This window comes from Parabacteroides goldsteinii DSM 19448 = WAL 12034, assembly GCF_000969835.1.
Classification (GTDB): domain Bacteria; phylum Bacteroidota; class Bacteroidia; order Bacteroidales; family Tannerellaceae; genus Parabacteroides; species Parabacteroides goldsteinii.
Map to the genome: position 1 here is coordinate 2,145,483 of NZ_KQ033913.1, position 14,998 is coordinate 2,160,480.

At 44.9% G+C, this 14,998-nt stretch carries 11 protein-coding genes; 8 read left to right on the plus strand and 3 right to left on the minus strand.

All coding sequences use genetic code 11. From position 1 onward, the window contains the following. The first annotated feature begins 110 nt into the window (after positions 1 to 110). The gene (locus HMPREF1535_RS21625) at positions 111 to 656 is read left to right on the plus strand and encodes a DNA-3-methyladenine glycosylase I (RefSeq protein ID WP_010802643.1); all 546 of its coding nucleotides are present in this window, start codon (positions 111 to 113) and stop codon (positions 654 to 656) included. 146 nt (positions 657 to 802) lie between these two features. Continuing rightward, positions 803 to 1,498, plus strand: coding sequence for a hypothetical protein (locus tag HMPREF1535_RS21630; protein WP_007658387.1), 696 nt, complete (start codon positions 803 to 805; stop codon positions 1,496 to 1,498). A 90-nt stretch (positions 1,499 to 1,588) separates the two neighbouring features. On the opposite strand, the gene HMPREF1535_RS21635 is transcribed toward HMPREF1535_RS21630, so the two are convergent. Both HMPREF1535_RS21635 and HMPREF1535_RS21640 read right to left on the minus strand, forming a co-directional pair. Beyond that, a complete protein-coding gene (locus HMPREF1535_RS21635) occupies positions 1,589 to 1,867 on the minus strand; it encodes a hypothetical protein (protein ID WP_046147433.1) in 279 nt (92 codons plus the stop codon). A gap of 154 nt (positions 1,868 to 2,021) precedes the next feature. Next, the gene (locus tag HMPREF1535_RS21640) at positions 2,022 to 2,732 is read right to left on the minus strand and encodes a DUF169 domain-containing protein (protein ID WP_010802642.1); all 711 of its coding nucleotides are present in this window, start codon (positions 2,730 to 2,732) and stop codon (positions 2,022 to 2,024) included. 232 nt (positions 2,733 to 2,964) lie between these two features. Here HMPREF1535_RS21640 and HMPREF1535_RS21650 point away from each other — a divergent pair, with 232 nt between their 5' ends. The 3 genes from HMPREF1535_RS21650 (at position 2,965) to HMPREF1535_RS21660 (ending at position 5,949) form a co-directional block, all read left to right on the plus strand. Beyond that, a complete protein-coding gene (locus tag HMPREF1535_RS21650) occupies positions 2,965 to 3,855 on the plus strand; it encodes an MBL fold metallo-hydrolase (RefSeq protein WP_010802641.1) in 891 nt (296 codons plus the stop codon). 10 nt (positions 3,856 to 3,865) lie between these two features. Continuing rightward, on the plus strand, positions 3,866 to 4,321 hold the full coding sequence (locus HMPREF1535_RS21655; protein WP_046147434.1) for a GNAT family N-acetyltransferase: 456 nt from the start codon (positions 3,866 to 3,868) through the stop codon (positions 4,319 to 4,321). A gap of 101 nt (positions 4,322 to 4,422) precedes the next feature. After that, complete coding sequence (locus HMPREF1535_RS21660; protein ID WP_007658395.1) at positions 4,423 to 5,949, plus strand: sensor histidine kinase; 1,527 nt, start codon at positions 4,423 to 4,425, stop codon at positions 5,947 to 5,949. Between the two features lie 28 nt (positions 5,950 to 5,977). Here the strand turns inward: HMPREF1535_RS21660 and HMPREF1535_RS21665 are convergent, their stop codons facing one another. Further along, the gene (locus tag HMPREF1535_RS21665) at positions 5,978 to 6,802 is read right to left on the minus strand and encodes a GNAT family N-acetyltransferase (RefSeq protein WP_046147435.1); all 825 of its coding nucleotides are present in this window, start codon (positions 6,800 to 6,802) and stop codon (positions 5,978 to 5,980) included. A 307-nt stretch (positions 6,803 to 7,109) separates the two neighbouring features. Here HMPREF1535_RS21665 and gltB point away from each other — a divergent pair, with 307 nt between their 5' ends. Genes gltB through asnB form a run of 3 tightly spaced genes read left to right on the plus strand, consistent with a single transcriptional unit; the run spans position 7,110 to position 14,840 of the window. Next, positions 7,110 to 11,708, plus strand: coding sequence for a glutamate synthase large subunit (gene gltB, locus HMPREF1535_RS21670; protein ID WP_046147436.1), 4,599 nt, complete (start codon positions 7,110 to 7,112; stop codon positions 11,706 to 11,708). A gap of 33 nt (positions 11,709 to 11,741) precedes the next feature. Further along, the gene (locus HMPREF1535_RS21675) at positions 11,742 to 13,163 is read left to right on the plus strand and encodes a glutamate synthase subunit beta (protein ID WP_046147437.1); all 1,422 of its coding nucleotides are present in this window, start codon (positions 11,742 to 11,744) and stop codon (positions 13,161 to 13,163) included. A gap of 12 nt (positions 13,164 to 13,175) precedes the next feature. After that, complete coding sequence (gene asnB, locus HMPREF1535_RS21680) at positions 13,176 to 14,840, plus strand: asparagine synthase B (protein ID WP_007658404.1); 1,665 nt, start codon at positions 13,176 to 13,178, stop codon at positions 14,838 to 14,840. The last annotated feature ends 158 nt before the right edge of the window (positions 14,841 to 14,998 follow it).

The following is a 14,998-nucleotide window of genomic DNA, read 5'->3' on the forward strand; positions in this document are numbered from 1 at the left end:
TTTTTATTAAAACTACAAAGTTACAAGAAAAACAAATAATCATACCTATAGTTCGAACCAAAGATATTTGATTATCTTTATCAGCCATAATCAATACAAACAAAATTATTATGTCATACTGCGAATACATAAAGACCACTACTGGTTGGGCTATTGATCTTAACAAGACATATCACGATGAAAAATATGGTTTCCCTATCGAAGATGATAATGAATTATTCGGCAGGCTCCTTCTGGAAATCAATCAGGCAGGTTTAAGCTGGTCGACCATACTCAAAAAAGAAACCGCTTTTCGTACAGCCTATGATAATTTCAATATCGAAACCATCGCAAACTATACGGAAACAGACGAAGCCAGGCTTTTAGCCGATCCCGGTATCATTCGGAACAGACTAAAAGTAAAAGCCGCCATCCACAATGCACAGGCCATTATGGAACTGAAAAATGAATACGGTTCATTTAAAAACTGGCTGGATCACCATCACCCTAAAACCAAGGATGAATGGACTAAACTATTCAAGAAAACATTCAAATTTACTGGTGGGGAGATCGTCAATGAATTTCTGCTAAGCACAGGCTATCTCGAAGGGGCGCATACGCCTGATTGTCCCATATATCAGAAAATATTGAAGGAGAGACCGGCATGGAATAGATAAGACACAGTGATTATCGTTCTTTATTTACTTCTTGTCTGAAAATCAAGAAGATACAATTCAAATAACAAAATACTAATCTTCTTTTGATTTTCAAGCAATGTTTATTATTACATTTGCATATAATGTTGAACCTAAATCATAGCTTTATGTTTACCGATACAATGACTTTGACTGAAATGCAAAAAGAGGTTGGAAAAGATTACGATCCTCTTTTTCGCCGTATATATCATTTTCAAGATGAAACACGTCGTTTCTTTTTGAAATCTAAAACTTTTCCTGTCTATAAAGTAATTAACTGGAAATCTTATGTAACTAATAACGAATGGACGGTTATTTTACTTGTCAGGGAAAAGAAATATGTCAATGAACCAGCAGTTGTCCCTTTCGCTAAATATCAGTCATATGGTATGGGAGTTGTTTATATGCGACCTATTACAGACAAGTCATTCTTCGTCATAAATTATACTCCCCATTTTTTCAGGCGATATCATGAGAGATACATTATTCCACAAAATTATAATATTACAGATACCGGAAAAAGAATTGAACATTTCTTTGTAAATAATTCGATACCTTCCTACGATTTCTCACCTGCCAAAAACAATTTCATCGGATATTATAATCAAGGCATCATTTTCGGAGAACATACAGATGACAGAACCGCTTTAAAAGCTAAGACTTTTGTATCACGAACAATGTTGTATAACGATCAAGCAAGCACAGACGATGAGATCTCATTCATAAGACAAGAAGTTGCCAACTCACCCGATTACCTTCGTGACAGAAACCAATTCTGGGGAGCTGAACGCTATGGCAAGCAGAGTTTGCACAGGGAGTTTTAATATTCCCCAAATAGAAAAAGGGATGAAATAAAAAAGATCGCCTCATTCTTCTTTTGAAGCGATCTCTTTTTAAAGTCAAAACTTGACTTTTTACATTTTCTTTGGTGTTGTTTCTTTCTGATCTTTCTTACAATTGCATTTTTCTGCTTTGCACCCTTTACTGTCAGCCTTGCCACATTCATCTTTACAAGCTGACATCATGGACTTATCGCACTTTTTGTCACATTTTTCCTTACATTTCTTATCACACTTCTTTCCACACTGTTCAGTCTTTGTACATTTCCGGTCTTTCTTGTCACTTTGTGCATTAACAAATGTTATTGCTCCGGTTGCTACCAGCATCATTACGCATACAATAATCTTTTTCATACAGAGTCTTTTTTTATTCTTACTTATTGGATTTATTCCTTTTTGCAAAGATCTATATATCAGACTTCAATATTATTGGCAATATTGCCTTTAAGATTATCAATTATCCCTTATTTGCCGGAAAGCAACAGGTGGACAGTAATAATCAAATCATTTATGACTTCATTCTCTCCTTGATTTTTCCCCAGGCATGTGTGTCGAACAGACAGCTACTCCGCATCGTATCATACATTTCTTTAAATCGGGACATCGGTATCATAAAACTTAAAATATCCGGTTCAAAATAAGGGCGTACAGAAGGATCGAAAAACCCGATGAAGGTACGTTTTCCTCCTCTCGCATTCTCAATAACGGCTTGTGTGACTACAGAGCAACAACCAGAACCGAATAGAGAGGTAACGGCATCCTCTGAATTATTATCGAAAAAGGCCCAGGTTGCCAAACCGGAAAGCATATCGGGTGTCGCCAAAAACAGGATACCTTCCAGATTGTCAAAGTTCTCGACTTTATCCATTCGGGCAAAATTCAGATAATCCATCTTTGCTCTCGGAACCTGCAACTCTTCCAAAAACTCAGAAACACCTTCGGGTGTTTGTTTATATTTTTCTTTTAAAGACACAAATCCGGGAATCCGTTCAGGCATCTCCGTAAAACCCGTATAGAATTTTCCGCCACCACAACCGATAGTTTCCACACTCAAACTAACCGTTTGTCCGGCTCTGACCTCTTTCATGCATTTGAATAAACATCCTCCGATTTTATCGACCGGGGTTACCGGTTGCTCCGAATACCAAAAGACAATAGGAAGATCGACTTTATCTCCGAAGGCTTCGCGATAGTTATTGAGAAATACTTGTATGCCCATGATACAGATGATTTATTGGTTTTGTCAAATATACGAAAAGATTCTATATGTTATGACTGCAAATATCAAAACAATCTGGTCGATAGCTATATTCACATTACTGGCATCCATTAAAGATACAGTTCTTATCATCCGGATGAAAAAGCAGGAATTAAACAGAAGAGTTCAATTTTCATTAGAATAATAGTATATTTGAACTGTTATTTTCAATATCAATCTAAAGACTACAGCCATGTACGAACTTCAGCAAGTTGGCGAAAAAAGCTACTACATAAATTCTCCGGCGAAAATCGGCATCTATCGGCAAAATGAGACAGATATTTATCTGATCGACAGTGGCAACGACAAAGAAGCCGCCAAGAAAATCATTAAAATTGCCGCACAACAAAACTGGACGATAAAAGGAATTGTCAATACCCATTCCAATGCTGACCATATCGGAGGGAATGCCTATTTGCAACAACAAGTCGGCTGCCCTGTCTTTGCAAATGGAATAGAGGCTGCTTTTACACAATATCCGATATTGGAGCCATCGTTTTTATATGGAGGATACCCTTGTAAGGACTTACGTAACAAGTTTCTGATGGCTAAAGAAAGTCAGACATTACCTTTTTCGGACAAGGATTTTCCCCAAGAGCTGGAAGTCATTCCCCTGCCCGGTCATTTTTTTGATATGGCGGGATTCCGTACTCCGGATGATACTGTTTTTCTGGCAGACTGTATCAGTAGTGAAAATACCCTCAACAAATATCAGGTTTCTTTCATTTATAATGTAGCCCAATATCTGGAAACACTTGATTTCGTTGAAAAAATCGAGGCGGCCTGTTTTGTTCCTTCACATGCGGAAATGACGGCAGACATCAAAGGGCTGGTTGCCATCAACCGAAACAAGATCTACGAGATTACCGATACCCTACTCGAAATCTGCTCCACCCCTCAAAATAGCGAAAACATCCTTCAGATGCTTTTCGACAAATACGAATTATCTATGAACTTTGAACAATACGTACTGGTAGGTAGTACTATCCGTTCCTATCTTTCCTGGCTCAAAGATCTCGGTAAATTATCCGTCAGTTTTGAGAATAACATGCTCCAATGGAAAAATATTCAATCATCAAATTAAATTCAACACCATGAAAATTATATCAGTACGAGAGAATCCGACCTATAAGGATATCGCTATCAACTATTTTCAAAGCAAATGGCCTTCCGTATACCCTGTGCTCTATGAAGATTCTATTAATCACAGTATAGATTCTCCGAATCCACTTCCTCAATGGTATCTATTGGAAAAGGATAATGAAATAATTGGTTGCGCCGGGCTGATCACCAATGATTTTATCAGCCGGATGGATTTGTATCCGTGGGTTTGTGCCGTATATATAGATGAAAACCACCGGGGACATTTTTACAGTACGCTTTTATTGGAGAAAGCCAAAGAAGATACGATTAAAGCCGGTTTTAGCAGATTATACCTCAGTACGGAACATATCGGATTCTATGAAAAGCTGGGATTCAAATATATAGGTCAAGGTTACCATCCTTGGGAAGACGAATCACGCATCTATGAAATAGAGGTAAAAACATAATTCTACCGAATAACAATGATTATACTGAAACTTTTTCAGCATAAGTCATGCTTTGATTTTGAATAAATACATATATTTGCTTCTAATAAAAAATTATGTTTATGAGAAGCACGTATTTTATCATCACCCTCGCGATTTGCTTCTGCATGTCTCTCCATGCGGAAAACAAAGCAAATAATTACATGAAACAGGCTCAAAGTAGCCTGGAACAAAAGGACTTTACCAAAGCCCGTTATCTTTTTCTGCAAGCTTACAAAGCCTTCTCGAACGAAGGAGACTATACACAAGCCATCGATTGCGGAACAAAAGCGACGTACCTGTACTATCGCGAAAACTATTATCAGGAAGCATTCGAGCTTTGCAGGCAAATGACGCAGTTTCTTTTAACCGAAGAACAGAAAGCGCAAAAGACCTTCTACGACCAACGTTTCCAATTGACAAAAGAACGGTTGCAGATGTACATAAAACTCAAAAACGCGGCACAGGCACAGCTTCAACTCAACACGTTGGATAATCTGGTAAGCCAGGCAGGCAGCGAAAAACTCGCTGAAGACTTTTTATATACCCAGGCAAGTTATTATTATACATTCGGACAAAACGAACAGGGAGATGCCAGCTTCAGCAAACTCATCAACCAATATAAGGATAAAAAAGAGTACGACAAGGTAAGCGAATGTTACAAGCACCTGATCACAATAGCCCGCTCAGCCAATAACGCCCCGTTAATGGAACGTACTTACGAAAAATATATCGTCTGGACCGATTCCGTTAAAGCGCTTAATGCACAGGATGAACTGGGAGCATTGCAGTTAAAGTATGACGACAGCCTGAAAACTATACAGGAAAAAGACGACAAACTATCAGGCAAACAATACATGATAGTAGGTCTTTGCACACTGGTTGTCATTCTTATCGCCGGATTGCTTTTCGTAGCATTCCTGTTATTACGCTTCATTGTGCTCAACAAAAAGCTGAAAAACATCATCCAGACAACCAACGAGCACAGCGAACAGCAAACCAAATTTATCCAAAGCATATCGGAGCAAATGAAACCGACTCTCGATAAGCTCAATGTATCGGCAGAAGAATTACGAGCCGAAGCAATTCTGACACGTGTAAATGCCTTGAAGCAATTCAGTGTAAACATCCAGGAATTATCTTCTCTTGAAAGTTCTTTAATGGAACCGTACGAAGTACAATCGTTCAATATGGGTAGTTTCTGCAAAAAAACGATGGATAAGGTAAAAGATAAAATCCATCCGGATGTAGAAGTAATTGTTGATGCCCCTCAACTGGAAGTAAAAACAAACGCAGAACAACTGGAACGTATTTTATTACATCTGTTGAATAATGCAGCTTCACATACGACTTCCGGTAAAATATGGCTGGAATTCAAGAGAAAGGGAGCACACCTTTGCCACATCATCGTTACAGATAACGGAACAGGTATTCCCGACGAATTAAAAGAAAACCTCTTCAAACCATTCAGCGAAGTCAAAGATTTGGCAGAAGGAGACGGACTAGGTTTGCCTATCTGTGCCCTGATCGCCAACAAACTGAACGGCAGCCTTTCAATTGATATGGATTATAAAAAGGGATGCCGGTTTATTCTGGTATTACAGATATAAAGGAAACTGTTCACTATTTACGAAAAACTCATTTAATAAAAGTCTTCCGATATTCCCGGAAGACTTTTTTATTTGCCGCCTCCCCCGTAAGAAGATATTCAAAACCCAGCTTCTCACAAACCCTGACGGATGCCATATTCTGATCGTACATACGGGCAATAAGTTCCGTACAACCCAATCGGCTAAAAGCATAGTCGATCAAACCCTGACATACTTCCGTTCCATATCCTTTATTCCAATACGCTTGATCGATAATGTAACCAACCTCCATTTTCCCAGGATCTGAAAATGAGTTGAACAGTCCGGCTTCACCTATAATATTGTTTTCTCCCCTCATCTTAACAACAAACACACCATATCCTTCCGGGTATCCAGTTTCATTCGTTGCCTTATAACGAGCTTTTAATTCCTGCAAAGTCCAGTCATACCTGCCGGACTGGATGTATTTCATATTTTCTTCCTGAGTATAGATAGCTAAAAGAGCCTTCAGTTCCTCTTCTATGGTAATTTCCTTTATTACCAGTCTTTCCGTTTCAAAATGGATCATACGATTATAGTTATCAAGAAAAACATCAGTACCTAATGCAAGAAGACGTTGGTTTTCAATAAAGTTCTGTCCATATTTGAGCCATCGTTTGGTAAATGACTTAAATTTACTGCATGGAAAAATCCGGCATTGGAAACAATGGGTAATACCTTTTTCCTTACAACACAAATGAAATGTTTTGCACCGTTCACATTTATCTGAATATTCGGCACCCTTGCAAGGTTTCTTTATCCGCGTATAGTTTGGGCAGCCTCCACAAAAGACACCGCAAGCCGGAACTCTCCCATTGTAAATAATATCAATCATACAAAGATTTCATTTTATTTCTAACAAAGATAAACAAAATACAGGGTTTACATTATCAAAATGATAGTTATTTCAAACTATTAAAAGAAACAGCTCCTTTCATTTTACAACCAAACAACCGTCCATTGATTTCATATTAACATTAAAACAGCTACTATCATGTCAAATAGAAACCAACCGCTCTAATAAACAAAAAAAACGTCAGTATTTAACACAAGTATACATATCATTATGCAAGAAACAAACTATATTTGTCGAACAATTTGACAACAAAACAGGTATTAAGCAAACATAAAGTCAACAAACAATGAAAGAACAGATCTATTTGAACAGAAAGCAAGGATTATACGATCCTGCGAATGAACACGACGCGTGTGGAGTCGGAATGTTAGTTAACATTCACGGAGGAAAGTCGCACGACATTGTAGAGTCAGCCCTTAAAGTATTGGAAAATATGCGTCACCGGGGTGCAGAAGGTGCCGACAACAAGACTGGTGACGGTGCTGGTATCTTACTTCAGATCCCTCACGAATTTATTTTGTTGCAAGGGATTCCCGTTCCTGAAAAGGGAAAATACGGGACAGGTCTGGTCTTTCTTCCCAAAGACGAAGCACAACGCTCTGCCATCCTCAGTATTATGATCGAGGAGATTGAAAAGGAAGGTCTTACCCTGATGCATCTGCGGAAAGTTCCTGTGAACAGTGACATACTGGGAAAAGACGCACTGGCAACAGAACCGGATATCAAACAAATTTTTGTCACCGGTTGCGATAATCAGCAGGAACTGGAATTGAAGTTGTACGTGATACGTAAACGCATAGAAAACAAGGTAGCAGCTTCTGACCTGGCGGCAAAGAATGACTTCTATGTAGCGTCTTTATCTACCAGGAATATTGTATATAAAGGAATGCTGGAATCCATGCAGCTCCGTCATTACTTCCCTGACCTGACAAATAACTACTTTACAAGCGGGTTGGCATTGGTTCACTCCCGCTTCAGTACGAACACATTTCCGACCTGGAGCCTGGCACAACCTTTCCGCCTGCTGGCTCATAACGGAGAGATCAATACGATCCGCGGGAATCGGGGATGGATGGAAGCGCGTGAAAGCGTACTCACCTCTCCTACCATCGGCAACATTGAGAGTATCCGTCCGATCATTCAGCCGGGGATGAGCGATAGCGCTTCGCTGGATAATGTGCTGGAGTTTCTGGTGGCATCAGGGTTGAGCCTGCCGCATGCCATGGCGATGCTCGTTCCCGAAAGTTCGAATGAAAAGAATCCGATATCGGAAGACCTGAAAGCGTTCTATGAATATCATTCCATATTGATGGAGCCCTGGGACGGTCCGGCAGCCCTGCTCTTCAGCGACGGACGGTTTGCCGGCGGAATGCTCGACCGCAACGGTCTACGTCCGGCTCGTTATCTGATCACTAAAAACGATATGATGCTGGTAGCTTCCGAGGTCGGCGTTATGGATTTTGAAGCGAATGAGATCAAAGAAAAGGGACGCCTGCAACCGGGAAAAATATTAATGGTCGATACAGAAAAAGGGGAAATCTATTATGACGGCGAACTAAAAAAACAACTTGCTGAAGCCAAACCGTATAAGACATGGCTGGCAAATAACCGCGTGGAACTGGACGAACTGAAATCCGGACGCAAAGTTCCGCATACGGTAGACAACTACGACAAATTACTGCGTACTTTCGGTTACAGCCGTGAAGACATAGAAAAGATCATCGTCCCGATGTGCACCGGAGGCGCCGAACCCGTCGGTTCCATGGGTAACGACACACCGTTGGCTGTCCTCTCCGACCGTCCGCAGTTATTATACAACTATTTCCGCCAGCAGTTCGCACAAGTGACTAATCCGCCGATCGACCCGATCCGCGAAGAACTGGTGATGAGCCTGGAAGAATATATCGGCGCGGTAGGTAACAATATTCTGGTGCCTAGCGAAAGCCATTGCAAGATGGTACGGTTAAATCATCCGATCCTGACCAACACACAACTGGACTTGCTGTGCAATATCCGGTACAAAGGTTTCAACGCCGTCAAACTCCCGATGCTGTTTGAAGCAGCCAAAGGACGTGAAGGTCTGAAGTCGGCCCTCGACGAACTATGCAAAAAAGCGGAACAATCCGTTACCGATGGAGTGAATTACATCATCCTGAGTGATAAAAATGTCGATGAAAAGCTGGCACCGATCCCTTCCCTCCTCGCCGTCAGCGCAGTTCATCACCATCTGATCTCCGTACAGAAACGGGTACAAACAGCCCTGGTTGTTGAAACGGGTGAGATGCGTGAAGTAATGCATGCCGCATTGTTGTTGGGATACGGGGCGAGCGCCATCAATCCTTATATGGTCTTTGCCATCCTGAAAGAACTGGAAGACAAACATGAAATACAATTAAACTATGAAACGGCCCGTAAGAATTATGTAAAATCCATCTGTAAAGGACTGTTTAAAGTCATGAGCAAGATGGGGATCAGTACTATCCGCAGTTACCGGGGAGCCAAATTGTTCGAAGCAGTCGGCCTGGATGCAGAACTGGCACGCACTTATTTCGGCGGTACGACCAGCAACGTCGGTGGCATCCGCCTGGACGAGATTGCACGCGATTCGATCGCTATGCACCATCAGGCATTCGACCAACCGGTAGACAGCATGTTGGAACACAAAGGTATTTACAGTTTCCGGAAAGACGGTGAGAAACATGCCTGGAACCCGGAAACCATCTCTACCCTGCAACTGGCAACCCGTTTGGGAAGTTACAAGAAATTCAAGGAATATTCGCGAATGGTGGACGAAAAGGAATCTCCCATCTTCCTCCGTGACTTCCTGACTTTCAAAAAACAAAAATCCATCCCGATCGAACAGGTGGAACCGGCGGAAGAAATCATGAAACGGTTCGTTACCGGTGCCATGAGCTTCGGTTCGATCAGCAAGGAAGCGCATGAAACGATGGCGATGGCCATGAACAAGATACACGGCCGGAGCAATACCGGAGAAGGTGGCGAAGATCCTGCCCGGTTCACTCCGCGCGAAGATGGTTTATCTCTCCGCTCTTCCATCAAACAGGTGGCATCGGGACGTTTCGGCGTAACAACGGAATACCTGGTAAATGCAGATGAGATACAAATCAAGGTGGCCCAGGGAGCCAAGCCGGGAGAAGGCGGGCAGTTGCCGGGGTACAAGGTGAACGACATCATTGCAAAGACACGTCATTCCATTCCGGGCATCTCGTTGATCTCTCCTCCTCCTCACCATGATATTTATTCGATCGAAGATCTGGCACAACTGATCTTCGACCTTAAAAATGTCAATCCGAAAGCGGAGATCAGCGTCAAGCTGGTTTCGGAAAGCGGCGTCGGAACCATCGCGGCAGGTGTAGCCAAAGCGAAAGCAGACCGCATCGTCATCTCCGGAGCCGAAGGCGGAACAGGTGCTTCGCCGGTCAGCTCGATCCGTTATGCCGGACTGCCGCCTGAACTGGGATTGTCGGAAACACAACAGACATTGGTCATGAACAGCCTCCGCGGACAGGTCCGCCTGCAAACAGACGGACAATTGAAAACCGGACGCGACATCATACTGATGGCCCTGTTGGGAGCCGAAGAGTTTGGCTTTGCCACCTCCGCACTGATCGTACTGGGGTGTGTGATGATGCGCAAATGCCATATGAATACCTGCCCGGTCGGTGTGGCGACACAGGATGAAGAGTTGCGCAAACGTTTCCACGGGCGCCATGAATATCTGGTGAACTTCTTCACCTTCCTGGCTGAAGAAGTTCGTGAACACTTAGCAGAGATGGGTTACAGCAAGCTGGATGATATTATCGGACGGACAGACCTCATTGTTGATAAACGAACCCATGGCACACAGATGACGCAGATCGAACAGATGACCACAGATCAAAATTTAAACAATCTGCATAAATCCCCCCAATCTGTGTCATCTGCGTGCCATAAATATGATTTACTGGACTTCTCCCATCTGTTGCACCTCCCGGAGCAGGCGGCTCATACACCTATCCATCATACGACAAACCAGGTGCATCAAATAGAGAACGTGAAGGATACGGATATCATTCTTCATGCTAAAGGAGCCATCGAGTTCCAGCAGGAAGTATCGTTGGATTATGCCATCGCCAATACCGACCGGAGCGTCGGAGCCATGCTTTCCGGCGAGATTGCCAAACGTTACGGGAATACCGGCCTGCCGGATCACACCCTGAACATCAAGTTCAAAGGCTCAGCCGGACAGAGTTTCGGCGCCTTCCTTGCCCACGGCGTTCATTTCCGCCTGGAAGGAGAAGCGAACGACTATCTGGGAAAAGGCCTTAGCGGTGGCCGCATCAGCTTGATGCCTCCGGTACGTTCCACCTTCGTTGCCGAAGATAATACCATCGCCGGTAATACATTATTATATGGGGCAACCAGCGGGGAAGTCTACATCAATGGCCGTGTCGGCGAACGCTTCTGTGTACGGAACAGCGGAGCTATCGCCGTTGTGGAAGGTGTCGGAGACCACTGTTGCGAATATATGACCGGAGGCCGCGTCGTTGTGCTCGGTCGGACGGGACGGAACTTTGCCGCCGGCATGAGCGGCGGTGTGGCTTATGTATGGAACAAGGCCGGCGATTTCGATTACTATTGCAATATGGAAATGGTCGAACTTTCCCTGATCGAAGACAGCGCCACCCGCAAAGAACTGCATGAACTGATTCGCAAACATTATCATTATACAGGCAGCCACCTGGCCGGCAAAATACTGGATAACTGGGACAAACAGGTAGACGAATTCATCCAGATCGTCCCGATCGAATACAAGAAAGTATTGCAGGAAGAACAGATGAAGAAGTTACAACAAAAGATCGCAGAGATGCAGCGGGATTATTAAATATCACTTTTCACTCTTAAAATCGAAACAACAATGGCAAATCCAAGAGCATTCCTCACCATACATAGACAAGAGGCAGGTTATCGGCCTGTCGAAGATCGTATCGACGATTTCAGCGAAGTAGAACAAACACTCAACAGCAGCGACCGCCGCCGCCAGGCATCCCGTTGCATGGATTGTGGCGTACCTTTCTGCCACTGGGCGTGCCCCATCGGCAACAAACAACCCGAATGGCAGGACTTCCTCTACAAAGGGCAATGGAAAGAGGCTTACCAGGTACTGGAACAGACCTGCGACTTTCCGGAATTCACCGGCCGCGTCTGTCCCGCCCTTTGCGAAAAAAGCTGTGTACTGAAACTAAGCTGCGACGAACCTGTCACCATCCGCGAAAACGAAGCCGCCATCGTCGAAGCCGCCTTCCGCGAAGGTTATATCCAACCACAACACCCCCGGCGCAATGGCAAACGCGTTGCCGTAGTCGGAAGTGGCCCCGCCGGGCTTACCGCAGCCAACCAACTGAACCGTAAAGGTTACGAAGTGACAGTCTTTGAAAAAGATGAATTACCGGGTGGCCTGCTCCGTTTCGGCATACCCAATTTCAAACTGGGGAAAAACATCATCGATCGCCGTATCCGCCTAATGGAGAAAGAAGGAATCAAATTCCGCGTAAACACGATGGTCGGCAAAGAAGTGACGGCCCGGGATATTGTCAAAGACTTCGATGCCGTCTGCATCGCCATCGGTTCGGAAATACCGCGCGACCTCCCGATCGAAGGCCGTAACCTGAAAGGCGTTCATTTCGCCCTTGAACTGCTGGGTCAACAGAACCGCCTCCTCGAAGGCATCGCCATCCCCCCTAAAAACATCATCAATTGCAAAGGCAAGAAAGTCCTGATAATCGGTGGTGGTGATACGGGCAGCGACTGCGTCGGAACAGCCAACCGTCATGGTGCCGCCAGCGTCACCCAGATCGAGATCATGCCCCAGCCGCCTGTCGGACACAATCCCGCAACTCCCTGGCCCATGTATCCGCAGGTACTGAAAACCAGCAGCAGTCACGAAGAAGGCTGCATCCGTCGTTGGAACCTGGCCTCCTGCCGCTTTATCGGCGATAAAAACATACTGAAAGGGGTGGAAGTGGAAGAAGTAGAATGGATACCGTCGGATAACGGAGGCCGTCCCGAAATGAAAATGACCGGAAAGAAAGAGATCATCGAAGCCGACCTGGTTTTCCTCGCCATGGGTTTCGTCCATCCCGAACAGGAAGGTCTTGTAAAAGAACTCTCCCTAGCTATGGACGGACGTAAGAATATCGCCGTCGACAGTCAAAATCAAATCGCCGGCAGTAACCTCTTCGCTTGTGGCGATGCCGTCAGCGGAGCCAGTCTGGTCGTACGGGCAATGGCCTCGGGACGCAAGGCAGCAAAAGCAATTGACAAATATCTAACAAAATAAAACAACAGGATTATGTGTGGCATTACAGCAATCTTCAACATTCGTGAAGGAGCCTCCGCCCTCCGACAACAGGCGCTTGAAATGAGTAAACGTATCCGTCACCGCGGCCCGGACTGGAGCGGGATTTATCAGGGTAAAACCGCCATCCTCGCCCACGAACGTCTTTCCATCGTCGACCCGGCTTCCGGTGGCCAACCGCTGAAAAGCAGAGACGGTAAACTGATCCTTACCGTCAACGGTGAAATCTACAACCACCGTAAGATTCGTGAAGAATTGAAAGGAGAATATGAATTCATGACCGGCTCTGACTGCGAAGTCATCCTCGCCCTCTACCGCAAATACGGTACCGGTTGCGTGGAAAGGTTAAGCGGAATCTTTGCCTTCGCCCTCTACGACGAAGAAAACGACACCTATCTCATTGCCCGCGACCCGATCGGCGTCATACCTTTATATATGGGTTACGACGACCACGGACATCTTCTCGTCTCCTCCGAACTGAAAGGTCTGGAAGGCTTCGCCACCATCTACGACCAGTTCAAGCCCGGCCACTACTTTTACAGCAAAGATACGGACCTTACGAAATGGTACATCCGCGACTGGATGGATTACGAAAACGTGAAAGACAACCCCGCCAGCATAGAAGAACTCCATGACGCTCTCGAAGCTGCCGTGCAACGCCAGTTGATGAGCGACGTACCTTATGGCGTGCTCCTTTCCGGCGGCCTGGATTCGTCCATTACTTCCGCCATCGCCAAGAAATATGCTGCCAAGCGTATCGAGACCGGAGGTAAAGCCGATGCCTGGTGGCCGCAACTTCACTCTTTCGCCATCGGCTTGAAAGGTGCCCCCGACCTGATCGCCGCCCGCAAGGTAGCCGATGCGATCGGAACCGTCCACCACGAGATCAACTACACGATCCAGGAAGGTCTGGACGCCCTCCGCGACGTTATCTATTATATCGAGACCTACGATGTAACGACCGTACGTGCTTCTACCCCGATGTATCTCCTTTCCCGCGTCATCAAAAGCATGGGTATCAAAATGGTTTTGAGTGGCGAAGGAGCCGACGAAGTGTTCGGTGGCTATCTGTATTTCCACAAAGCACCGGATGCCAAGGCATTCCACGAAGAGACATTGCGTAAGATAAGCAAACTCTATCTATATGATTGTTTGCGTGCCAACAAAAGCCTCTGTGCCTGGGGTGTGGAAGGCCGTGTTCCCTTCCTCGACAAAGAATTTCTCGACGTTGCCATGCGCCTGAACCCGGCTGCCAAAATGTGTCCGGGCAAGACTGTCGAGAAGAAGATCCTCCGCGAAGCCTTTGCCGATATGCTGCCCGAAGAGATCGCCTGGCGTCAGAAAGAACAGTTCTCCGACGGCGTTGGCTACAGCTGGATCGATACATTGAAAAAGATCACTTCCGAACTGATCACCGACGAAGAGATGAAACAAGCCGCCGACCGTTTTCCGATCAATACGCCGCAAAACAAGGAAGAATATTATTACCGTACGATCTTTGAAGAGCACTTCCCGAGTGAGAGTGCCGCACGCAGCGTACCATCCGTCCCGAGCGTTGCCTGCTCGACAGCCGAAGCACTGGCCTGGGATGCTGCCTTCAGAAATATGAACGAACCGAGCGGACGTTCCATCAAAGGGGTACACGAAGCTGCTTATTAATGGAGAAAACCGTATTGGGCAAAAAATAGATACGGTATTATTTCTCAATCGATTACAGTCTCCTCGTAGTTTCGTATTCAGAAAACTCCAGTTCCCTCCGCAGGAAACTACAATTTCCTAGGCAGGGAACTCGCGTTTCCTAAGCAAGAAACTAGAGT